The following is a 22,705-nucleotide window of genomic DNA, read 5'->3' as shown; positions in this document are numbered from 1 at the left end:
TGTCGTGAACGATGCAAAAATAGTCGTTAAACCCGAGATGTTATGGCAAGCCATTCGACAAGAAGCATCGACATTAGTCGAAAGTGAACCAATGCTGGCGAGTTATTTCCATGCAACTTTGCTCAATCATGAAGATCTGGGTAGTGCTTTAAGCTATATTTTAGCTAATAAGCTTGTTTCTCAGGTTATGCCGGCTATTGAAATTCGTGAAATTGCTCGGCAAGCATATAAAGCTGATGAAAATATTATTCAGTCCGCAATAAACGATATTCTAGCTGTCTATATTCGCGATCCAGCAACTCATTATTATTCAACGCCACTGCTTTATTACAAAGGTTTTTTATCACTACAAGCTTATCGAATTGCTCATTGGCTTTGGCAGCAAAATCGTAAATCATTGGCGATTTTTTTACAAAGCCAGATTGCGATAGTGTTTGGGGTAGATATTCACCCAGCAGCAAAAATTGGCTATGGGGTGATGTTTGATCATGCAACAGGCATTGTGATTGGTGAAACCGTGGTAATTGAAAACGATGTTTCTATTTTACAATCCGTCACCTTAGGTGGCACGGGTAAACAAAATGGTGATCGCCACCCAAAAATTCGTGAGGGCGTAATGATTGGTGCGCATTCCACGATTTTAGGCAATATTGAAATAGGCAAAGGAGCTAAAATTGGTGCGGGTTCAGTTGTGTTAGATCCTGTGCCTCCGCATACCACCGTTGCCGGCGTGCCAGCAAAAGTGGTGGGTTGCCCTGATTGCGACAAGCCAGCTTTAAATATGGATCAAGATATTTAATTGTTATTAAATAATACAAAACGCCGTTAATAGATATCGACGGCGTTTTGTATAACTGTTACTTAGTATTAAGGTTTACATCCATGGTTGGATATGGAATATTGATATTATTTTCAGTTAGCCCATTTTTGATATTTTCAAGCAATTCACCTTTTACGGTGCCGTAATTTTCATTTAATGTCCAAACTAAAACATTAAAATTCATTGAGGAAGCATCTAACACATCTAATCGAATGGTTGGCTCTTTGGTGGTTAATATATTATTGGTTTTATCAACGGCTTGTTTTAATACTTGATAAACTTTTTGAATATCTGAATTATAACCCACATTAATTACCAAATCTAAACGTCTTTCAGGTAAACGTGTATAGTTAATAATGTTGGCACTCACTACCTGACTATTCGGGATCACAACAAGTTCATTCGTTGGGGTAACAATAGAGGTTGAGAAGATTTGTATAGAATCAATAACGCCTTGCTGGCTATTGATGACAACAGTTTCACCAACTTTAAATGGACGAAAAATAATTAAAATAACCCCAGCGGCAAAGTTAGATAGCGAACCTTGTAATGCCAAACCAATCGCTAAACCAGCGGCACCAATAACAGCAACAATCGACGCCGTTTGTACGCCTAATTGACCTAAAACGGCAACCAATGTCATGACAATGATGGCATAATAAGACAAAGCACTGACAAATTTAACAACGGTCGGATCAACGTGTCGGTTGAACAATATCCGTTTTAATTGGTTGCTAATAAATCTAGCAATCGTTCTACCAATAACAAAAATAAGAATAGCAAAGCAGAAATGAGCGATATAGCTAAATACAACCCCATCATATCGTTTGATAAAGGTAAGGGTATGATTTAAGAAATCTTCAAAATTCATCTTATTATCCTCGGTAATAGGGAATAGAAATTTCTGTTAATGTGTTTTAGTGCAAATTTGGCTAAACCAATTGTTTAACTAATAAACTCCAACGTGTATCAAAATTAGTGGTGGGTAGATATTTAAAACCTGAACGAGAATAACGCGCCATCATACCTTCACAATAAGCTAATAACTGGCTAGATAAAATCCGTTCGTCTGTTATAAAAGCCACTCCCTCACGAATTTTTCGTTCACGTAAAACTTGTTTAATTTGAGTCTCAATGCGTTCAAATAGTTGGCTAATCCGCTCTTGTAACTGTTCTTGCTCAAACATTAATGCATGACCGGTCATAATTCTGGTTAATCCCGGGTTTTTTTCAGAAAAGCCCAATATCAACGCAAGAATAAGTTGTAAACGCGTAAAGGTATTAGGCTCATCTTGAATAATCACATTAATGCGCGACAACAAGATATCTTCAATATAAACAATTAAGCTTTCAAACATTTTTGTTTTGCTTGGAAAATGTCGATATAGCGCTGCTTCAGACACACCTACTGTTGCGGCTAATTTGGCCGTTGTAATTCGTTGAGTGCCTTCATTGGATTCAAGCATTTTTGCCAATGCTTGTAAGATATCTTCTTTACGATTTTTATTTTTGCTACTCACAGTCATTTTTTACCCGAATGCCCAAATCCACCTTCTCCACGCGCTGACTCAACAAATTCATCAACAATGTTAAATTCGGCTTGTACAACCGGAACAATAATTAATTGGGCAATTCGATCGCCTGCCTCAATAACAAAAGGTGTTTGACTACGATTCCAAACGGGAACAAATAATTGGCCTTGATAATCAGAATCGATTAAACCAACCAAATTACCAAGCACAATACCATTTTTTGAACCAAGCCCTGAACGAGGTAATACTAAGGCAGCCAAACTAGGATCGGCAATATGCATTGATAAGCCCGTCGGCGTTAAGATAGTTTCGCCGGGTTTGATTTCCGTGGTTTTATCAAACATCGCGCGTAAATCAATACCAGCAGATCCTGCGGTTGCATAGGTAGGGAGTGGAAATTCATTACCCAAACGTTGGTCTAATACTTTTATATCAATTTTTCTTTTCATCATGACTCGCTTTATATCGTGTTATAACAGCTTGAAGTAACTGTGTTGCTAATTGTTGTTTACTGCTTAATGGTAACGTTTGCTCACCATTTTGCCAATATAGCGTTAATGTATTTTGATCAGAATTAAAGCCGATGGTTTTGTCTGAAACATCATTAGCGCAAATTAAATCTAGATTTTTTGTGATTAATTTTTTTAGTGCATAAGTTTTGACATCATGAGTTTCAGCTGCAAATCCTACCACAAAAGGGCGATTCGTTTTTAGTGCTGCGACACTTGCGACAATATCGGGGTTTTTTACTAATTCAATAATAAGTTCGTCGTTATCGCTGGTTTTTTTGATTTTTTGTGGCGCAATTGTTTTGGCATGATAATCGGCAACCGCCGCGCACGAAATAAAAATAGTTGATTTTTGCGCGCAATTTAATGCTTCATCATACATCTGTTTAGCGCTTTTAACGTCAATTCGCTTGACATCATTTGGCGTATCTAAATGGACTGGTCCACTAATTAATGTGACTGTAGCACCCATTTGAGCGGCTGCATTTGCAATTGCAAAGCCCATTTTTCCTGAACTGTAATTACTAATGTAACGAACTGGATCGATTTCTTCGATCGTTGGGCCTGCTGTAATGGTAATGGATATGTCTGAAAGTACTGAAGTTGCTTTAAAATAGTGTGCAATTTCTTCAACAATTGCGTGTGGCTCAAGCATACGTCCTGATCCAATATCACCACAGGCTTGGAACCCGCTATCTGGTCCGAAAATCAAGGTATTTCTTGAGGCTAATACTGATAAATTATGTTGAGTCGCCACAGCTTTATACATTTGTTGATTCATTGCTGGAGCAATGGCTATTGGTGCTGGCGTGGCTAAGCAAATGGTTGATAACAGGTCATCAGCAATACCATTGGCCATTTTGGCAATAATATTGGCAGTTGCTGGCGCAATTAAGACTAAATCAGCCCATTTGGCCAGTGCAATATGACTCATAGAAAGCTCGGCCGACGGATCAAAGAGATCACAAGATACTTGATTGCCAGAAACAGCTTGCAGGGTCATTTTAGTCACAAAATGGCTAGCAGAATCCGTCAGCACGACATGCACTTGCGCACCTGCTTTTTTTAAATGGCGAACAAGATCAGGGCATTTATACGCAGCAATGCCACCAGTAATGCCTAACAAAATATGTTTACCCGATAGACTCATGATCAAGCTTCCTTCACATCAAGATGAAAGCGCTATATTACCACAATTCAGTTAGATAATAAGTAGCTCTTTTGCATTGGCTAATGTTGCCTCTGTAATTTTATCGCCACCTAATAATCTGGCTAACTCATTTAACCGTCCATTTTCATCCAATTTTTGCATATCGGTTGAGGTTTGTTTGCTATCTGTTTGTTTACTCACAAAATAGTGCTGATTTGCTTGCCCTGCCACTTGTGGTAAGTGTGTGACGGTAATTACTTGGGTCGATTGCCCAAGTTGCCTTAATAGTTGCCCCACTTTAGCGGCAGTTGGACCACTAATACCAACATCAATTTCATCAAAGATTAAAGCAGGAGTATCCATTTTTTGCGCTGTTAAAACTTGAATGGCTAAGGCAATACGTGATAATTCACCACCAGATGCCACTTTAGCAAGCGGTTGTGGATTTTGACCAGCGTTGGTGCTGACTAAAAAGATGACTTGATCGGTGCCATCTTCATTTAATCGATTTTCGTCAAAAGCGATATCGATACTAAATTGTCCATTTGGCATAGATAGTTCATGCATAATGGTGGTCACTTTTTTGGCTAAAGTTTTACTTATTGTGATCCTTTTTTGATGCAATTTAGCGGCAATTTCAACCGCGAGTTGATGGTATTTGCTAATATCGGTTTTAAGTTGTTCATTTTGTTCATCTTGCTGATTTAGCTGTTTAAATTCAGCCAACAAGGTTTGATGCAAATCAGGTAATGCTTCGGGGGCAACATGATGTTTACGCGCTAAAGCAATTTGTTTAGATAATCGCTGTTCAAGTTGCATAACGCGAGCTGGATCAATCTCTAAACGTTCACTATAGTGACGAAGTTCGTAGCTGGCTTCTTTAATCTGAATGGAAGCCTCGTCAAGCATGTTACAAACATTATGTAAAGTGGGATCGAGCTCAACCAATTCTTGAACACTATTTTTAACACTACTGAGCAAATTACTGACGTTATATTCATCGGCTTCATCTAACAACATCACAGATTGTTGGCTTAGATTGATTAATTGTTCACTGTTGGACAATCGTTTATATTCTTCATCAATTTGTTGATATTCACCAGAAATTGGTGAAAATTCGTTTAACTCTTTTAACTGATATTGCAAAAGTTGCATATGCGCATCACGCTCTTGTCGTGAGGTTTGGTATTGCTGGTAGGCTCGTGTTGCTTCTTTCCACTGTTTATAGGCTTGCTGCATTTGGGCAAGCAAGGTGGGCTCATTCATATAATGATTTAGTAACAACTGTTGATAATCGCTGCGTAACAGGCGCTGATGTTCATGTTGCCCATGAATTTGAATCAACATTTGCCCCAAATCTTTTAATTGCGAAATAGGTACCGCACGACCATTAATAAATGCTTTAGAACGCCCATCTTGATTAATCACTCGGCGTAAAATGCATTCATTGCCCTCATCAAGCTGATTTTCTCTCAACCACGCAAATGCAGCCGGCGTATCATCAAGCACAAAACAAGCTGAAATATCAACACGATCAGCACCATGCCGAATAGATGAGGCATCAGAACGATTACCCAAACATAATCCTAATGCGTCAATAGCAATAGATTTCCCCGCGCCCGTTTCACCTGTAATAGCGGTCATCCCCATAGTAAAGTCAACAAGAAGTTGATCCACAATAGCAAAATTATTAATAGTTAGTTGAGTTATCATAATAAATTAATACATAAGACTAGTTATAATATTGGCAGTATAGCAGTAAAAGCACTGTAAATAAATACAGGTGATTGTTTTTATTTTTTGAGGTGTTTTGGGAGGGAAGCTTGTGTTCAAGTATAGGGAGATTGATAAAATTATTTTGTCGTATGAAGATTAATAATAATGATTAGATGCAACTTAAAAAAATGAGTTAGTTGAGTTTTGCATCAATTACGGTAAGCAGAGTGTAAAGGGATAATTGATTCTAAGTTAGATTGACTGATTATTCTTCGATAAAAGTTAAATAAAGAGAAATAAAATGGGATTACCAAAAGAATTTAGGACTGAACAAATATTAGCATTGGAAAATGAATTAAAAAATTTTGAAGTTGAGTTATTAGAAAATTTAACTAATGAAGACTTTAGAATATTAGGTATGTATATACAAACTGACAATTTTATTGATTTAAACATTAGGCGTTGTTTTAATATATTAAAAGCAAAAGGAATTTTAATTACAAGTCAAAAAGAATTACATATTATTCCTAATTTAGTTAATAAAATTATATCTTGTCTTTCAGAATTAAACCTAAGCCATGAACAAAGAAAAGAAGCAGAAGAGAAACTTGAAGAAATAAAATTTCGAAGAAATCATAGAAATATTTTTGCTCATTTTGCGGCAAAAAGAATTCCTAATCAAGATGCAATAGTTTTTATGACAAATGATCCAATAGACATGAAAAAGATATTCAAACAAATAAGTCCCTCTGATGCAATTTTTTATGCTATATATGATATTGCTGATATAAGAGGATTAGTTAAACACGTATTATCGTATGAAAATTGGTTAGCTGAATTTACTTCAATGATTATTAAAATATAAGACTCTACTTATAGGGCCAATTCTACTTTGCTCCCTCCATCACCTTAACTGCGTACTCTCTAAAATCTTGATAATATTCTAAACTGCCAACTTTTTACGTACAAATCTATTCAACAACTCAACAAATTGGTACAACTCATAAGGATTTACCATGATAAGTCAACTTAACACCCACCCGATCACATTGTAAAATCACACGAAAATAATATAACACATTCTATTTATACTGAATATTTATTAATCAAATAATTCCAACTGTTCACATTTTAAATTATATTGTTGTAAAAAATATTCAGGATTCTATACCGTTTTAATAATAAATAATCACATTCAATGATTTATTTAAGCTAGATTTACATAGTGGTTATGCTCGATTATTTTTCAACAACATGGACTAATTGCTTTGAAAATTACCTTTGCCTAAAGGTGGCATAAAACACTTTATAAAGATTTCAAGGATTATTTTAACCAATGAATGTAACTACCCCCATCATTCCAATAACTTTTACAATCAGCCTATCCCTTTTATTCTTCTTTTATCTACTGCTGTGGAGTATAATCCGATGACGTATTTATTTTAACTATGGGATACCCAGTATGTTTGGAAATAAAACAAATCGCCAAGTTATTATATGGACCACCATTATTGGCGGATTTTTTAGTTCATTAGTAAAATGGGGTTCAGAGGTCAATATGCCTCCGCGCGTACCTGGCGAAATTTCGCCACCAGCGGCACATATTGATGCGTGGCTTGGTTGGCTTGGGATTAATTCCCACTCGCTTGATTATATTTACCAAGGGGCAAGCGTTTTAGGTGCGGTGACACTTTATCACTGGTTATTTAGTTTTGCTTTTGCCTTTGTTTATGTTGCAGGTGCATATTATTGCAACAAAATCCGCTTATGGTATGGGGCATTGTACGGCATTATTATTACCGTTGTGATGCACGGCTTTTTAATTCCATTGCTTGGTTTCCGCCATCCTGCTTATGATGCGGAAGGTACGGTTGGTTGGTTATGGAATTTAAATGGTTATGAACTTTGGAGTGAAATTCTAGGTCATATCTATTGGGGAGCATCGATCGAAGTGTGTATGATTGCGGTACTTGCTCATTTTACAAGACCAATTCATGGTAACTGGCGCCAATAACTGGCTTAGCTTTCATCTGTTAATGTTCAATCCTACTATTTAAATAGTGGGATTTTTTATTTTAGTTGTCATAGTTAAAAACTATAACAATCCATAAAAAACTAGAATTATTCAATATCTGTTTTTTTTGTTATCTTTTTTATCACTAAAGAAAAATGATAAAAAGGAAATAAAAATGAATACTGCTGTTATTGGATATCCTCGTGTTGGTAAGCTTCGTGAACTTAAATTTGCAACAGAAGCCTATTTTAAAGGCAATAAAACCCAAGCTGAATTATTAGACGAAGCCAAGGCGTTACGCGCCGAGCACTTAAAACAACAAGTGGTACAAAAAATTGCTTTTATTTCATCGAATGATTTTTCATTTTATGATGCCGTACTTGATACCGCATGCTTGTTGAATGTCATTCCAAAACGTTATCAAGATTTAGGTTTATCTGAACTTGACCGCTATTTCGCGATGGCGCGTGGTTATCAGGGCGAAAAAGGTGATGTGCGTGCGCTGGCTATGAAAAAATGGTTTAATACCAATTACCACTATTTAGTGCCTGAAATTGAAGATTCAGTACAGATTAAGTTAACAGGTACGAAACCTTTTGATGAATATCAAGAAGCTAAAGCGCTAGGCGTGCAAACCAAGCCAGTTGTGATTGGTGCATTAACCTTTTTTAAATTAGCGCAGTATTTAGGTAAAAAACAGTTTGTTGATTTTAAAGCGGATATTATTAAAGCTTATCAAGAGATCATCCAAAAATTCACAACGCTTGGCGCTGAATGGATCCAAATTGATGAGCCAATTTTAGTAACCGATCTTAATCAAGACGATATCGCCTTATTTACCGAGCTTTATCAAGCGATTTTATCAGTTAAAGGTAACACCAAAATTGTTCTACAAACCTATTTTGGTGATGTGCGTGATTGTTATAAAGAACTTGTCGCTTTACCTTTTGATGGGATTGGGCTTGATTTTGTTGAAGGTAAACAGTCATTTGCTTTACTTGAAAATAATGGCTTCCCTGCTGATAAAGTGTTATTTGCTGGTGTTGTTAATGGTAAAAATATCTGGAAAAATAATTACCAAAAAACCTTAGCTTTACTTGGTAAAATCAAGCAAAAAGCCACAAATATTGTGATAAATACATCTTGTTCATTACTGCATGTTCCTTATACATTGCAAAATGAAACCAAATTAACCATTCAACAACGTGCTTATTTTGCTTTTGCCCAAGAAAAGCTGCAAGAGCTTGCTGAACTTGGTCAGTTATTTAATGATGCAAATCCTGAAAATAACACTGCTTATAAAGCTAATCAAACACTATTTACCCGTGAACGTGAAGGTGCAAACCAAGCGGTTCGCCAAAAAGTGGCGGCATTAAACGCGTCTGATTTTACCCGTTTACCTGAGTTTTCAGTGCGTGAAGCAGCGCAGAAAAAGGCCTTTAATTTACCATTATTACCAACCACAACCATTGGATCATTCCCGCAAACGCCTGATGTGCGTTTAAATCGTGCTAAATTTAAAAAAGGTGAAATTTGTTTGAATCAATACACTGAATTTAACCAACAAAAAATTGCTGAGTGTATTAAATTGCAAGAAGAAATTGGCATTGACGTGTTAGTGCATGGTGAATTTGAACGTAATGACATGGTCGAATATTTTGGTGAAAGCTTAAATGGCTTTGTGTTTACCGAAAAAGCTTGGGTGCAATCTTACGGTACACGTTGCGTTAAGCCACCGATTGTTTGGGGTGATATTTCACGTTCTAAACCGATTACGGTTGAATATTCAAAATATGCACAAAGCCTGACTGATAAACCAGTTAAAGGAATGTTAACAGGGCCTGTCACCATTTTAAATTGGTCATTCCCACGGGAAGATATTTCCCAAAAAGAATCAGTATTCCAAATTGGATTGGCCATTGGTGATGAAGTGTTAGATCTTGAAGCGGCTGGCATTAAGATTATCCAAATTGACGAAGCCGCCTTAAAAGAAAAATTACCACTGCGTAAAGCGGATTGGAACAGCGAATATCTTGATTGGGCGATTCCGGCATTTAGATTAGTACACAGCAAAGTACAAGCTGATACCCAAATTCATACACATATGTGTTATAGCGAATTTGCTGACATCATTAAAGATATTGATGCAATGGATGCTGATGTAATTTCGTTCGAAGCTTCTCGCTCTAATCTGCAATTAATTGATGTGCTTAATGCTAATAATTTTAAAACCGAAGTTGGACCTGGTGTTTACGATATCCATTCGCCACGCGTTCCGCCTGTTGCTGAAATTAAAGCGACGATCGAAAAATTACTGGCGAAGATTGATAAGCAAAAATTATGGATTAATCCAGACTGTGGATTAAAAACGCGTGGCGAAAAAGAAGTCGTTGAAAGCTTACAGCATCTTGTTGAGGCTACATTAGCAGTAAGAAAAACACTGAATTAGGCACTGTTTTTACAAAAAACTGAGCTTATTTACTAAGACATCGTACTTTACGAGCCTGAAAATTCCGTCACCTATTTTGGTGGCGGAAATATTAATAAGGAAAATAAGTGATATAACGAATGGATGATACAAATGAAAACAAATCTATTATTTAATCAAAAAACGGTGTTCTCTTTTGAAGTTTTTCCTCCTAAAAAAACATCACCTTTAGAAACCATTTATAGCACCCTGCGCGAGCTTGGTTATTTTAAGCCCGATTTTATTAGTGTTACTTATGGTGCTGGTGGTAGCTTAAATGGTCAAACCACCATTGATATTGCGCATTCGGTTAAACATACTTATGGCATCGAAAGTGTTGCGCACTTACCGGGGATCAATTTTGATAAAGCCGAAATGCAAAAAATCCTACACGATCTTAAATGTGCTGGGATTGATAATGTGCTTGCTTTGCGTGGCGACATCAGCCCGAATGTGCCGCCTAAAGATGATTTTCGTTTTGCCAGCGAACTGGTGACATTTATTAAAGAAAACGGCGATTTTAATGTGATTGGTGCATGTTATCCAGAAGGTCATCTTGAAGCATCAACTCTAAAACAAGATCTGATCCACTTAAAAGAAAAGGTCAATGCTGGTACTGATCAACTGATTTCGCAGCTATTTTTTGATAATGACTATTTTTATGCATTTTTAGATAAAGCGCACGATATGGGCATTAATGTGCCGATCGAAGCAGGCATTATGCCAGTGACCAATAAAAACCAAATTGAGCGAATGGTATCGATGTGTGGGGTGAATTTACCGAAAAAATTCAAACAAATGATGGAAAAATATGAACATCATCCTGATGCATTTCGTGATGCGGGTATTGCTTATGCAATTGATCAGATTGTTGATTTAGTTTCACAAAATGTGGATGGCATTCATTTATACACTATGAACAATAGCTACATAGCCAGACGCATTAGCGAAGCTGTCGCAACGTTATTAGCTGTACCAAAATCAAAATAGTGATGATGAAAAAAGGATTTATCAAGGATTGATAGGAATTGGTTGCGGGGGCTGGATTTGAACCAACGACCTTCGGGTTATGAGCCCGACGAGCTACCAAGCTGCTCCACCCCGCGTCAAAGAGATAGTTATCTTATAGTAATAAAATAATAAAGCAATACCTATTTAAATCAAATGCCACATTTTTAAACATTCTTGAGTAAATATGGCGTATTTTTTTACATAAACACATCTGCCTAAACGTTTTGACCTGTATTTTTATTTTCGTCAAAACCGAATATGCCAGAAACCTAACTACACTAAAATAGCAATCACTCTATAACTTTTTGATTTTACTTAAAAATGTTAAAGGAAACTTCAATAAGATCAATGCCATACCTAAGTGGTTTTTATCAGGATTCGCAAGTTTTACACAAAAGAGTAAGGTTGTTATTGCGACTCTATGCTAAAAATAGCCTAGTTTTATTAGCATAAGTGAGAGAATATTGCGGGGATAACTTAATGATTTTTTTATCATATTCAAGATTATTATCATCACCTACAAAACATTCATATTTAAATTTTTTATTGCCTTTTAAATATTGAAAATAAACAGACATAGGCAAAACTAGCTATTAACATGAGAGCTGATTACTCATAACCGATTTTTTAAATTGGCAATCATGCGATAAAACCAATACAATCTTTATCATTTTTATCAACAGCTAGATTGTATTGGTCAGTTGATTTATTTTTAGGTTTTCTATTTTGCAAAAGGAGCGATTTCAATCGATGAAACACGTCGGAAAGAAGAAAATGATTTTCTTTTTTAGCCCTGATCATTATTTGTCTCAGTGGTATCCTTGCCATTTTGTTATTGATAATATTCAATTTACTAGTGCAGAACAGTGGATGATGTATTCTAAAGCGTTGTTATTTAAAGATATCGACAGTGCTAACGCCATTTTATCTATTCCGTCATCTAAAATGCAAAAAAAGTTGGGGCAAGCAGTACGTCATTTTGATGAAAATATCTGGAATCAGCATAAAAAAGAGATTGTTTTTGCCGGTAATTATGCCAAGTTTTCGCAAAATGATGAGCTTAAACAATATCTATTATCCACCAAAGATAAAGTGTTAGCCGAAGCAAGCCCTTATGACAAGATTTGGGGAATTGGTTTAAGCATTGATGACGAAATGAGATTTAATATGACGAAATGGCGTGGCAAAAACCTACTTGGTAAAGTTTTGATGCAAGTGAGAGAGGCTCTAAAAGCGTAATCTAAATTTAGTCATTAAAATAGATGATGAATATTTGCTTTTTAGGTCTATTTTTTGCCTAAACAACTAGTTTTTATACTTAAACGCATAGTTACCTGAAACTTCTTGACAAAACTTTTGACTTTGCCTACTCCCCACTTCTGGTTAATACGTTGCCGTTAAATTCATTTTTTTCATTAAAATTCAAAAATATCCCAAGTCAGATCCAACTCGTTGCTAAAATAATAAACCTGGAAACGTGTTGAAAAATATGTCGGGATATTGTATTTGTTATTATGGAAAATCGGTGCTTATTTCTGTATAAGAAAGCTTATTTGCAGTATTTTAGCAATATTACTCACTAGCAACGGTAAAACGTTGCTTAATATGTTTGGCTTTTTCTGCTTCATCAATCATGGCAATGGCATAATCGGCATAACTGATTTGGCTTTTTCCTTGGCTGTTAAATAAGACTTCTTCACCACCCAAGATATAATGTCCGGTTCTTTCCCCGTCAGCGTTAAACTCAATGGCTGGGCTTAAATAAGTCCATTGCACATCATCGCACGTTTTAAGCGCATCAAGTGCTTTGGCCATATTGGTGGCTAATGGTTTAAATGCATCAGGAAAATCAGGTGAATCAACCAAACGCAGTGAATGCTGTGGATTAACATATAAACTGCCTGCACCACCCACCACTAATAGGCGATTTGTTTTACCGCTTAATATATCTGTTAAATGCTTTAAACTGGTTTGATGCAATGGCAGTGATTCCAGTGCCCAAGTACCAAATGCATCGATAATCACATCAAAGGGTTTTAAATCAGTATAGGTTAATTCAAACAGATCTTTAATTAGCACATTTGCTTTTGGATCGAGATGTTGACTCGTTTTACGCGCTATTGCGGTAACGTCATGTCCTCGTGAAATCGCCTCTTTTACCAACAGTTGCCCTGTTTTACCACTCGCACCAATGACTGCAATTTTCATATTTTACCCCTTTTAATCGTTTAAGGATTAACATGATATAAGAATGGTTTTAGATTAGTCTTTAACGTTTCTACTGTAAAGTAGGTACTAAATAGTGCTATAGTAACTTTTCTGAAACTATTGTTGAATTTTAAGCATTAATGATTAAATTAAATAATGATTTGCCCATTTGCCCTGTTGAAATAACATTAATGTTAATGGGTGATAAGTGGAAAGTCTTAATTGTGCGAGACCTGCTTATGGGAACCAAACGCTTTGGTGAACTAAAAAAATCGCTGACCGGCATTTCACAAAAAGTCTTAACTCAGCATTTGCGCGCTATGGAAAAAAGTGGGCTATTAACCCGTAAAGTGTATGCCGAGGTTCCACCAAGGGTTGAATATACGTTAACTGAGGTTGGACAAAGTCTAAAACAGGTGCATGATGCCATGTTAGCGTGGGGAAAGGCTTACAAATTAAAAGCGGATGAGTAACCTTTTACCCATCCTTAAATTAATCATGATTAGCCGTCAAATTCTTCACAGCCAAAATAAAACTCATCTGATTTAACATTTTTGTCACGGCCGATAAGAATGATACTAGGAAAAGGATTTTCTTCCGTGACTGGGGCTGTGTATTGATAATATTGACCTATATCACCCCAAGACATTTCTTCTTTTAAATCGGCAGGGATTGGGGTTGCTGCCATTGATTTGGCAAATGTATCTATATCACCTTTAGCAATCGCATAAAAGTATGAACCACTATCGCCTTGATATTTAATCTGTGACACAGTGGTATTCATTATTTCCAGCGGTTTAGCAAAGTGATACTCTAAATTAATCAGTCCATCTTCTTCTAAATTTTTTACGGTAATGTTTTGCTCGCTGAGTTGTTTAACCACTTTTGCATCACGACCATCAATTGGATCAACCTTGCATAATAAAGCCGCTTTAAATTGTGACTCAATGGTATTATTTGTTTCGGTCGCTAATGCATATGTTGAAAAGCCGAAAATAAGTAGTGAACTGCATAAAAGTCTGTATGACACTGTTATCTTTTCTCTTTTAAAATCATTATTTCATATTATAAATAACAATAATTGTATTGAATAGCGCTTATCAAAATTTAGTTAAATAAAGTCATTTTAATTGCAATGGTTAAATGGTGGACATGATATTACATCCTATATCAGTTATGTGATTGACAATGTATTAGGATGCATAATTTTATAGCCTAATTTAACCAATTTCTTTTTGCCTAGCAACAAGATCATTTTATGTAAAAAAATTCAATCTGATATGCATGCACAACACTTTTAAGTCATTAATGGCTTTAGTAAAAATCGGCTAATTTTATTTAACTATTTGATTATGCAAAGTAAAAACATAAATAACTTTATAACAATAGTTGGCAAATAATTAACAATATTCTATTTTTTGTTAACAATAAATTAGTTTAAAATATACATAAAAATAAATAACATGATTAGAAAGGAAAGCAATTGGACGGGACAAAAACATATTGGTTTTTAGGTGCTAACTATACTGGAAATAAAGATCAAACCGATCGCTTCATTAATTCTGGCATTTGGGAAAATGGTTACGATAAGAAATATTTAGATGACGTGCGTTCAATAGCTGTTGGTGATCAAATTGCCATCAAATCAGCTTATACCCAAAAACATAATTTACCCTTTGATAATAATGGTCAGTTTGTTTCTGTTATGGAAATTAAAGCGATTGGCATTGTAACTAAAAATCATGGTGATGGAAAGTTGTTAGACGTTGATTGGCAACAAACTAATTTGAACAAAAAGTGGTATTTTTACACTAACCGAACGGTTATTTGGAAGATTAGAGCGAATAACTGGCGGAATAAACAATTAATTAATTTTGCATTTTATGATCAGCCACAAGATATTGATGCTTTTCGCAATGCTCCATATTGGAAATCTCGTTATGGTGACAACAACGATAATAATAAACCACTCTTAGAATGGATACCTTTTTATGAGGAAATTGCTGATAAGTTGTTAAGTTACCAAGATAAAAATAAAAGACTTAAACTGATGACTTTTATTAATCAGCTAGCTTTAGAGTTTAGACTATCCCATTTAATAGGTAAAGATTTGCACGATATTTGCCCTTTTACTGCGCTGGGAACATTCAATAGAGGAATTGCCGAAGAAACAAGAAAAAACATTGCTCAAAAATGGGCTGAATTTCTTGATGTTAAGGAACCGGTACCGAATTGTTGGGAAGGAATACCATTATTAAATAATCAAATCTCTTGGTTTTTTACCGATTCAGAAAATCAACAGCAAGAAATAGATAATCTTTGGGATCTTTATTCTGTCGCTTTAAATTTTTCTAATATTGATAACAATTATCAAGAGGATTTTAAGCAAAAATTTGATTTGGCTATGGCACAACCTTACTGCTCTTGGCAACTAACCAATGGTTTATTTTGGATTCGTCCTAATGCGTATTTAGTGTTAGATAAAGCAACAAAAAGTTACTTAAGTCAGTATGTAGAAATTTTCAAAAATAAAAACTTAAGAAAAAGCGATTTCAGCGGTAATGATTATCTGAAATTGCTTGATGATTTAACTGTGAGGTTTGCTGATGAGAATTTTCCTGTTCACTCTTATCCTGAACTTTATTTAATTGCATTGCGTAACAATGAAAATGCGATCTTAGATACTGATTATGAAGCTCAAGATCATTTGAATAACCAAGATATGACTGAATCCGTAATCAAAAAACAATCTTATACCGAAGAACATCTAATCAATGAAGGTTGTTTTGTTGATAAACAACAGTTGCAAGCCATATTAAATAGCTTAAGGTTTAAAAAAAATATTATTTTACAAGGTCCACCAGGGACAGGTAAAACATGGGTAGCCAAGCGTTTAGCGAATATTATTGTTGGTTATAAAGATTCAAAGAATATCAAAGCTATTCAGTTTCATCCTAATATGTCTTACGAGGATTTTATCCGCGGCTATCGACCAACCAGTGATGGAAAATTAGCGCTGATTGATGGACCTTTTTTAGAGATAATTAATCAAGCAAGGAATGATGCTCAATCAAATTATGTGATTGTGATTGAAGAAATTAATCGTGGCAATCCAGCACAAATTTTTGGTGAAATGTTAACGCTACTTGAAGCTGATAAACGAAATCCAAATGAGGCATTAGAATTAACATACCAACACCAAAATGAAAAAGGCGTATTTATTCCAGCCAATCTTTATGTTATCGGCACTATGAATATTGCCGATCGTTCGTTAGCGATGCTCGATTTTGCTTTACGTCGTCGTTTTGCCTTTTACCATTTAAGTCCTCATTTTGGCGAAAATTGGCTCAACTATATGCAAGAAAAACACGCCTTTTCACCGCAACAATTACAAGATATAAAGCGCCGTATAGAGGCATTAAATCAATATATCAGTAATGATAGTTCACTCGGCAAGGCATTTACTATCGGACATAGCTATTTTACCTGTTCTAACCAAAAAATGACTGCGCAAGATTGGTTTAAGCATATTGTTCGTTCAGAAATCGAGCCTCTATTAGAAGAGTATTGGTTTGGCGAGCCTGAAAAATTTAGCGATGCGATGACTATATTATTAGGTAATGCACAATAATGACCACAATAAATTATCATCGGCAATTAACCAATACTACTGTTGCTAAAATACCAATTAGAAACATATGGCTACTTTTGCTCTATGCTTCTGATTATTATAAAACTGTAGGGAAAAAACAGAGGATAGAACTAGAAAATAACCCAGAGGAATTAATAACGCTCGCAGCCAAACTATATTGTCAGGCAGCAAATAAATGGTTAATACATCATCTTGCCGCAGATTATCAGCTCACAACAAAAGTGCTTAATCGTGTCAGAGGAAAAATAGATGTTTTAACCACTCAGCGTAAGCAATTATTGGCAAAAGGTAAAATTCAATGTCGATATGGTGATTTAACGATTGATACCCCTAAAAATCGCTATATTCATGCTGCGGCTCATCTATTAGTAAAACAATTGAAAGATACGAGCTTAATTGAACAATGTAGAAAAATCATTCATCAATTTACTGCGTTGAAAATTGGTCAAACAACGCATTATTGCTATGAAAAGGAGCGTTTTAACCATGCAAATCTTAAAGATAATACTTTAATTTCATTAGCAAAACTGATTTTTAGCTTGTCAATTCCCACTCAATTCCAAGGATTACATACCATTGAACAACTAAAAAAAACCGATGATTGGTTATGGAAATTGTTTGAAAAGGCAATAGTTGGCTTTTACCGTGTAAATTTAGATCCTCAGCAATGGACTATTTATGCGGGTAAAAAATTAAATTGGCAATATAGCAATGCGACCGATAATATCACCACCTATTTGCCAACTATGAAAACCGATTTAATCCTTGAAAATCGCGGTCATACACAACGTTTAATTATTGATACTAAATGTACCTCAATTTTAAAAAAATCATGGTTTAGAGATAACTCGTTTAGTAGTCATCATATTTATCAGTTGTATGCTTATTTAAGAAGTCAGGAAAAAGATAGCGATCCTTTATCCGTTTGTGCCTCTGGCATGTTGCTATACCCCACTGTCGGTGCGACGGTGAATGAAAATATGACTATCCAAGGACATAAATTATCATTTTGTACTATTGATTTAACACAAGATAATAATACTATTAAAAATAGTTTATTGGCGTTATTAAATAGTTTTGACTCGTGCTAATTCAAATTTTATCTTTTCTACCTGATTTTAATGCTAACTACTGTTTAGTGTTTAGCAAAAAAACAATTTACCAAACTAACATAAACAATCTGAAATCGCTATTTTTTCTAAAATAGCTTAGTATGATTTTATTGATTTTTGTTGGCTAATTTATGATGAGCAGATCTTCAAATCATTTAACCATTAAAGATATTGCCAAGCTTTGTGGGGTGAGTAAATCGACGGTTTCACGGGTGATTAATCATGATCCGATGGTGAAAGCAAGTACTCGTGCCAATGTAATGGCAATCATTGATCAGCATCAATTTACCCCGTCGAAATCGGCTAGAGCCATGCGTGGCTATGGGAGTAAAGTTATTGGTATTATTGTCACTCGGCTTGATTCACTGTCTGAAAACCAAGCGGTGCAAAGCATGTTGCCTATTTTTTACCAGCATGGTTATGATCCGATCATTATGGAAAGTCAATTTAGTACCACCAAAGTTAACGAACATCTATCCATGCTCAACGACAAGCAAGCTGATGGCGTTGTTATCTTTGCCTTTACCGGCCTTGAGCAGTCGTTATTATCTGTTTGGCAGGATAAAAGCGTGGTGATCGCAAGAAAACTCCCCGCACACAGTTGTATTTGTTATGATGATGTGGGCGCAGTTAAAATATTGCTGACTCATTTATATCAATCGCAACAACATCAAAAGATTGGTTATATTGGTGTTGAGCAACAAGACCAAACCACAGGCGCACTGCGTTATCAAGCCTATGTGGATTTTTGCCTGCAATATCAGCTTGTTCCGAATGCGGTTTTAGGGCAGTTAAGTTACCGCTCAGGTTATGAGCTTGCCGAGTTGGTGTTAGTGCAAAATCCATCAGCGATTGTTTGTGCAACCGATAGCATCGCCTTAGGATTAAATAAATATTTACATGAAAAACAGCTTGATCATATTACCGTTGCCAGCATTGGTAATAGTGAGCTGCTGGGTTTTCTTTTCCCTAAAACATGTGCGGTTGAACTGGGTTTTGATCAAGCGGGTCGCTATGCGGCGCAAGCGTTACTGAATCTGTTACAAAATCATCTTGAGCTTAACTGCATCACTGTTCCTTGCCGTTTAATAAGCTAGTTTTAGCCATAGCCATTTAATTTGTGCTTATTTTGCCCTAATCTGTGATATTAATCACAAAAAAGGGAACGTTCCCATTTATTAATTTAGCAATTCAATCTATGCTTAATTTCAATCAAAAAATAGCCAGATTATTGATAAAAATAAAATGATGTCGGCTGAGTTTTTACCAGTAAAAGGGGGCGTTATTATGGCTACAGATTTAAACATAACCACAGAATCAATCGAGCAACTAATTGATTTTGTTGGTGGCAGTAAAAATATTGCGAGTGTCACCCACTGTTTGACAAGGTTAAGGTTTGCGCTGGTTGATCCCAAGTCAGCCAAGATTGACGCTATAGAAGCATTACCCTTTGTCAAAGGGTGTTTTATAAATGCTGGGCAGTTTCAGGTGATTATTGGTACCAATGTCGATCGTTATTACAAAGTACTCATCCAACAATTAAATCTTACTGAGACAAGCAAAGAGCAGACCAAAGCCGCAGCCAAGCAGAATATGTCGATTTTTGAAAGGCTGATTTCCAATTTAGCCGAAATCTTTATCCCCCTATTACCAGCTTTAATCGCGGGCGGATTATTACTGGGATTGCGTAATATCATTGGTGATATGCCATTTATTGATAACAAGCCACTTACTGATAGCTATTCTTGGTTAGTGCCAATTTATAGCCTACTTTGGCTGCCTTGCGAGGCGATTTTTCACTTTTTACCGGTTGCCATTTGTTGGTCAACCACTAAAAAAATGGGCGGTTCGCCAGTGCTCGGTATTGTGCTTGGCATTACGTTAGTTTCACCACAGTTAATGAATGCCTATGATCTTGGTAGCAAAATCCCCGAAGTGTGGGATTTTGGTTGGTTTACGATTGCTAAAGTTGGCTATCAAGCGCAGGTGATCCCATCGATTTTTGCAGGGTTGGCCCTTGGCTGGATCGAAACTCATTTACGAAAAATCGTTCCTGATTATTTAAATTTGGTAATTGTGCCTATTGTTGCGTTACTCACTTCTGTCTTTTTAGCCCATTTTATTTTAGGTCCAGCGGGGCGAATGTTAGGCAATGGCATAGCTGATATTGTTAAATATTTAATGACGGGGAATTATGCTTTTATCGGTGCAGCTATTTTTGGTTTTATCTATTCACCACTGGTGATTACCGGTATTCATCATACGACGCTCGCAATTGATTTACAGATGACCAATAGCATGGGAGGAACGCCAATCTGGCCTATTATCGCCCTATCCAATATTGCGCAAGCCTCGGCGGTAGTCGGTATTATCTTGGCCAGCAAAAAACAAAACGAACGTGAAGTATCAGTACCAGCGGCAATATCGGCCTATTTAGGAGTGACCGAACCTGCCATGTATGGCATTAATTTACGTTATAAGTTCCCGATGTTGTGTGCGATGGTTGGCTCGGCGTTAGCGGGATTAATTTGTGGCTTAGCGGGAGTGCTATCTAACGGAATTGGCGTGGGGGGATTACCAGGAATTTTAACTATTAAGCCGATATATTGGACGATTTATGCTGTTGCTATGTTGGTGGCGATAGTAGTACCAATCACCTTAACCGCACTAGTTTATAAAATAAAACTTAAAAAGGGCACGTTAAATATTCGCTAAGCCATATGTGGTAACAGCTTGCCATTTATATTAATCACATGGCAGTTTTCAACTGATTAACAAAAGAGTACACAATGAACAAAATCAATATTCCTTGGTGGCAAAATGGCACTGTTTATCAAATTTATGTCAAAAGCTTTCAAGCTAGTGGTGCAAATTCAACTGGTGATTTGCAAGGTATTATTCGGCGCTTAGATTATTTGCAAACGCTAGGGATTAGTGCAATTTGGTTAACGCCAATCTATCCATCACCACAAATTGATAACGGTTATGATGTATCAGATTATTATGCTATCGACCCAAGCTATGGCTCAATGGCTGATTTCGAGTTACTGGTTAAACAAGCGCACGAGCGAGGTATTCGCATTATGATGGATATGGTGTTTAATCACACTTCAACCGAACACCCATGGTTTAAATCAGCCTTAGATAAGTCAAGTCCTTATCGCTCATTTTATATTTGGAAAGATGCTAAAGCTGATGGCTCAGAGCCTAACAATTGGCGCTCAAAATTTGGCGGTAAAGCATGGCAATGGCATGAACCATCAAGGCAGTACTATTTGCACTTATTTGCGAAAGAGCAAGCTGATCTCAACTGGGAAAACCCAATTGTTCGCAATGAAATCAAAAAAGTGTGTCAATTTTGGGCCGATAAAGGGGTAGATGCCCTCAGACTGGATGTAATTAATTTAGTCTCGAAACAGCAAGATTTCCCTGATGATGATAACGGTGATGGACGACGATTTTATACCGATGGACCTCGCATTCATGAGTTTTTACAAGAGATCAGCTGTGAGGTATTTCAACCTAATCAACTCCAAACAGTTGGTGAAATGTCATCTACCACATTAGCAAACTGCCAAAAATATGCCAATTTAGACGGTAAAGAGTTGACCATGACCTTTAATTTTCATCATCTCAAAGTTGATTATCCTAATGGGAATAAGTGGTGTTTAGCCAAACCAGATTTAATCGAACTTAAAAACATTATCGGTTATTGGCAAACGGGTATGCAGGGTAAGGCGTGGAATGCAATTTTTTGGTGTAATCATGATCAACCGCGCATTGTCTCGCGCCTTGGCAATGAAAACCAATATCACACACAATCTGCTAAAATGTTGGCGATGCTACTGTATGGTTTACAAGGCACTCCCTATCTTTATCAAGGCGAAGAAATTGGGATGACTAATCCCCATTTTACTGATATTACTCAGTATCGCGATGTAGAAAGCCTTAATATCTATCACGAAAAACTTGCGCAAGGCATGGCAAAACAGGAAATCTTAGCTATTTTAGCCAGCAAATCCAGAGACAACAGCCGAACGCCCATGCAATGGGATAGTTCTGCCAATGCGGGTTTTACACAAGGTAAGCCATGGATTGAAGTTGCTAACAATTATCCGAAAATCAATGTCAAGATGGCACAAGATGATCCTGATTCGGTATTTTATTGCTATCAAACCCTAGTTAAATTACGCAAAGAATATCCGCTCTTTATTTTTGGCGATTATCAAGATCTCACCCCAAATATTGCCGATTATTGGGCTTATGTGCGTTGCTCGGAGCAGCAACAACTACTTGTGATAACCAATCTGACCGATAAAACGTTAACATGGTCATTACCAAAATCGTTACAAAACTTGAACTGGCAGCGGTTATTGAGTAATTACCAAGATAGCCCTCTGTTAGGTGTTGAAATAAGGTTAAGACCTTATCAGGCCATGTACTGGTTACACCAAGCGGATTAAGCAAGCGATATGGGCAATCAATAAAAGGCTGCCCATTTTTATGTATGATAA

General features: G+C 36.3%; 19 protein-coding genes and 1 tRNA gene. 12 read left to right on the top strand and 8 right to left on the bottom strand.

The annotated features are described in order from the left end of the window. Positions 1 to 37: 37 nt before the first annotated feature. Entirely contained in the window at positions 38 to 799 is a 762-nt protein-coding gene (cysE, locus tag A9G24_RS04700; RefSeq protein WP_065638036.1) for a serine O-acetyltransferase, read from the top strand. A 58-nt stretch (positions 800 to 857) separates the two neighbouring features. On the opposite strand, the gene A9G24_RS04695 is transcribed toward cysE, so the two are convergent. The 5 genes from A9G24_RS04695 to recN form a co-directional block, all read right to left on the bottom strand. Continuing rightward, a complete protein-coding gene (locus A9G24_RS04695) occupies positions 858 to 1,691 on the bottom strand; it encodes a mechanosensitive ion channel domain-containing protein (protein ID WP_065637988.1) in 834 nt (277 codons plus the stop codon). 61 nt (positions 1,692 to 1,752) lie between these two features. Beyond that, positions 1,753 to 2,346 carry a nucleoid occlusion factor SlmA gene (slmA, locus tag A9G24_RS04690; protein WP_065637987.1) on the bottom strand — a complete coding sequence of 198 codons (594 nt, stop codon included), beginning with the start codon at positions 2,344 to 2,346 and terminating at the stop codon, positions 1,753 to 1,755. Then, a complete protein-coding gene (gene dut, locus A9G24_RS04685; RefSeq protein ID WP_065637986.1) occupies positions 2,343 to 2,801 on the bottom strand; it encodes a dUTP diphosphatase in 459 nt (152 codons plus the stop codon). The genes slmA and dut overlap by 4 nt, the downstream gene beginning before the upstream one ends. Further along, positions 2,785 to 4,011 carry a bifunctional phosphopantothenoylcysteine decarboxylase/phosphopantothenate--cysteine ligase CoaBC gene (gene coaBC, locus A9G24_RS04680; protein ID WP_065637985.1) on the bottom strand — a complete coding sequence of 409 codons (1,227 nt, stop codon included), beginning with the start codon at positions 4,009 to 4,011 and terminating at the stop codon, positions 2,785 to 2,787. Before coaBC ends, dut begins: the two co-directional genes overlap by 17 nt. A 51-nt stretch (positions 4,012 to 4,062) precedes the next feature. Further along, positions 4,063 to 5,724 (bottom strand): DNA repair protein RecN, encoded by a 1,662-nt coding sequence (recN, locus tag A9G24_RS04675; RefSeq protein ID WP_065637984.1) that lies wholly within the window; start codon positions 5,722 to 5,724, stop codon positions 4,063 to 4,065. A 304-nt stretch (positions 5,725 to 6,028) separates the two neighbouring features. Here recN and A9G24_RS04670 point away from each other — a divergent pair, with 304 nt between their 5' ends. The 4 genes from A9G24_RS04670 to metF all read left to right on the top strand — a co-directional run bounded on the left by A9G24_RS04670 (position 6,029) and on the right by metF (position 11,198). Continuing rightward, positions 6,029 to 6,592, top strand: coding sequence for a hypothetical protein (locus A9G24_RS04670; RefSeq protein ID WP_065637983.1), 564 nt, complete (start codon positions 6,029 to 6,031; stop codon positions 6,590 to 6,592). 597 nt (positions 6,593 to 7,189) lie between these two features. Further along, positions 7,190 to 7,741: a YagU family protein gene (locus A9G24_RS04665; RefSeq protein ID WP_065637982.1), complete on the top strand. Its 552-nt coding sequence runs from the start codon at positions 7,190 to 7,192 to the stop codon at positions 7,739 to 7,741. Positions 7,742 to 7,916: 175 nt separating this feature from the next. Then, positions 7,917 to 10,190 (top strand): 5-methyltetrahydropteroyltriglutamate--homocysteine S-methyltransferase, encoded by a 2,274-nt coding sequence (gene metE, locus A9G24_RS04660; RefSeq protein WP_065637981.1) that lies wholly within the window; start codon positions 7,917 to 7,919, stop codon positions 10,188 to 10,190. Positions 10,191 to 10,322: 132 nt separating this feature from the next. Then, complete coding sequence (gene metF / locus A9G24_RS04655) at positions 10,323 to 11,198, top strand: methylenetetrahydrofolate reductase [NAD(P)H] (protein WP_065637980.1); 876 nt, start codon at positions 10,323 to 10,325, stop codon at positions 11,196 to 11,198. Positions 11,199 to 11,237: 39 nt separating this feature from the next. On the opposite strand, the gene A9G24_RS04650 is transcribed toward metF, so the two are convergent. Beyond that, positions 11,238 to 11,314 (bottom strand) — tRNA-Met (locus A9G24_RS04650). A 655-nt stretch (positions 11,315 to 11,969) separates the two neighbouring features. On the opposite strand from A9G24_RS04650, the gene A9G24_RS04645 reads away from it, so the two are divergent. Then, positions 11,970 to 12,458 carry an NADAR family protein gene (locus tag A9G24_RS04645; protein ID WP_065637979.1) on the top strand — a complete coding sequence of 163 codons (489 nt, stop codon included), beginning with the start codon at positions 11,970 to 11,972 and terminating at the stop codon, positions 12,456 to 12,458. Positions 12,459 to 12,791: 333 nt separating this feature from the next. Here A9G24_RS04645 and A9G24_RS04640 read toward each other — a convergent pair whose 3' ends face one another. Next, entirely contained in the window at positions 12,792 to 13,427 is a 636-nt protein-coding gene (locus tag A9G24_RS04640) for an NAD(P)-dependent oxidoreductase (RefSeq protein ID WP_065637978.1), read from the bottom strand. Positions 13,428 to 13,567: 140 nt separating this feature from the next. On the opposite strand from A9G24_RS04640, the gene A9G24_RS04635 reads away from it, so the two are divergent. After that, complete coding sequence (locus A9G24_RS04635) at positions 13,568 to 13,900, top strand: winged helix-turn-helix transcriptional regulator (RefSeq protein WP_065637977.1); 333 nt, start codon at positions 13,568 to 13,570, stop codon at positions 13,898 to 13,900. A gap of 29 nt (positions 13,901 to 13,929) precedes the next feature. On the opposite strand, the gene A9G24_RS04630 is transcribed toward A9G24_RS04635, so the two are convergent. Continuing rightward, positions 13,930 to 14,457, bottom strand: coding sequence for a hypothetical protein (locus tag A9G24_RS04630; protein ID WP_065637976.1), 528 nt, complete (start codon positions 14,455 to 14,457; stop codon positions 13,930 to 13,932). 453 nt (positions 14,458 to 14,910) lie between these two features. Between A9G24_RS04630 and A9G24_RS04625 the strand changes: the two genes are divergently transcribed. The 5 genes from A9G24_RS04625 (at position 14,911) to treC (ending at position 22,654) form a co-directional block, all read left to right on the top strand. Then, the gene (locus tag A9G24_RS04625; protein ID WP_065637975.1) at positions 14,911 to 17,058 is read left to right on the top strand and encodes an AAA family ATPase; all 2,148 of its coding nucleotides are present in this window, start codon (positions 14,911 to 14,913) and stop codon (positions 17,056 to 17,058) included. After that, the gene (locus tag A9G24_RS04620; protein WP_065637974.1) at positions 17,058 to 18,170 is read left to right on the top strand and encodes a 5-methylcytosine restriction system specificity protein McrC; all 1,113 of its coding nucleotides are present in this window, start codon (positions 17,058 to 17,060) and stop codon (positions 18,168 to 18,170) included. The genes A9G24_RS04625 and A9G24_RS04620 overlap by 1 nt, the downstream gene beginning before the upstream one ends. 152 nt (positions 18,171 to 18,322) lie before the next feature. Continuing rightward, positions 18,323 to 19,288: a trehalose operon repressor TreR gene (gene treR / locus A9G24_RS04615; RefSeq protein ID WP_065637973.1), complete on the top strand. Its 966-nt coding sequence runs from the start codon at positions 18,323 to 18,325 to the stop codon at positions 19,286 to 19,288. Between the two features lie 190 nt (positions 19,289 to 19,478). Beyond that, positions 19,479 to 20,906 (top strand): PTS trehalose transporter subunit IIBC, encoded by a 1,428-nt coding sequence (gene treB / locus A9G24_RS04610; RefSeq protein WP_065638035.1) that lies wholly within the window; start codon positions 19,479 to 19,481, stop codon positions 20,904 to 20,906. 74 nt (positions 20,907 to 20,980) lie between these two features. Further along, the gene (gene treC, locus A9G24_RS04605) at positions 20,981 to 22,654 is read left to right on the top strand and encodes an alpha,alpha-phosphotrehalase (protein WP_065637972.1); all 1,674 of its coding nucleotides are present in this window, start codon (positions 20,981 to 20,983) and stop codon (positions 22,652 to 22,654) included. Positions 22,655 to 22,705: the final 51 nt, after the last annotated feature.

This window comes from Gilliamella sp. App6-5 (assembly GCF_001690525.1).
Lineage (GTDB): Bacteria > Pseudomonadota > Gammaproteobacteria > Enterobacterales > Orbaceae > Gilliamella > Gilliamella apicola_H.
The sequence above is the reverse complement of the archived record's forward strand: the minus strand, read 5'-3'. Positions and strand labels throughout refer to the sequence as shown.

Coding starts and splice junctions, on each gene's coding strand:
- A9G24_RS04620 (WP_065637974.1), top strand. CDS start 17,058: ATGACCACAATAAATTATCATCGGCAATTAACCAATACTACTGTTGCT.
- treR (WP_065637973.1), top strand. CDS start 18,323: ATGATGAGCAGATCTTCAAATCATTTAACCATTAAAGATATTGCCAAG.
- recN (WP_065637984.1), bottom strand. CDS start 5,724: ATGATAACTCAACTAACTATTAATAATTTTGCTATTGTGGATCAACTT.
- treB (WP_065638035.1), top strand. CDS start 19,479: ATGGCTACAGATTTAAACATAACCACAGAATCAATCGAGCAACTAATT.
- A9G24_RS04695 (WP_065637988.1), bottom strand. CDS start 1,691: ATGAATTTTGAAGATTTCTTAAATCATACCCTTACCTTTATCAAACGA.
- metF (WP_065637980.1), top strand. CDS start 10,323: ATGAAAACAAATCTATTATTTAATCAAAAAACGGTGTTCTCTTTTGAA.
- A9G24_RS04645 (WP_065637979.1), top strand. CDS start 11,970: ATGAAACACGTCGGAAAGAAGAAAATGATTTTCTTTTTTAGCCCTGAT.
- metE (WP_065637981.1), top strand. CDS start 7,917: ATGAATACTGCTGTTATTGGATATCCTCGTGTTGGTAAGCTTCGTGAA.
- cysE (WP_065638036.1), top strand. CDS start 38: ATGTTATGGCAAGCCATTCGACAAGAAGCATCGACATTAGTCGAAAGT.
- A9G24_RS04635 (WP_065637977.1), top strand. CDS start 13,568: ATGATTAAATTAAATAATGATTTGCCCATTTGCCCTGTTGAAATAACA.
- dut (WP_065637986.1), bottom strand. CDS start 2,801: ATGAAAAGAAAAATTGATATAAAAGTATTAGACCAACGTTTGGGTAAT.
- A9G24_RS04665 (WP_065637982.1), top strand. CDS start 7,190: ATGTTTGGAAATAAAACAAATCGCCAAGTTATTATATGGACCACCATT.
- A9G24_RS04640 (WP_065637978.1), bottom strand. CDS start 13,427: ATGAAAATTGCAGTCATTGGTGCGAGTGGTAAAACAGGGCAACTGTTG.
- treC (WP_065637972.1), top strand. CDS start 20,981: ATGAACAAAATCAATATTCCTTGGTGGCAAAATGGCACTGTTTATCAA.
- coaBC (WP_065637985.1), bottom strand. CDS start 4,011: ATGAGTCTATCGGGTAAACATATTTTGTTAGGCATTACTGGTGGCATT.
- slmA (WP_065637987.1), bottom strand. CDS start 2,346: ATGACTGTGAGTAGCAAAAATAAAAATCGTAAAGAAGATATCTTACAA.
- A9G24_RS04670 (WP_065637983.1), top strand. CDS start 6,029: ATGGGATTACCAAAAGAATTTAGGACTGAACAAATATTAGCATTGGAA.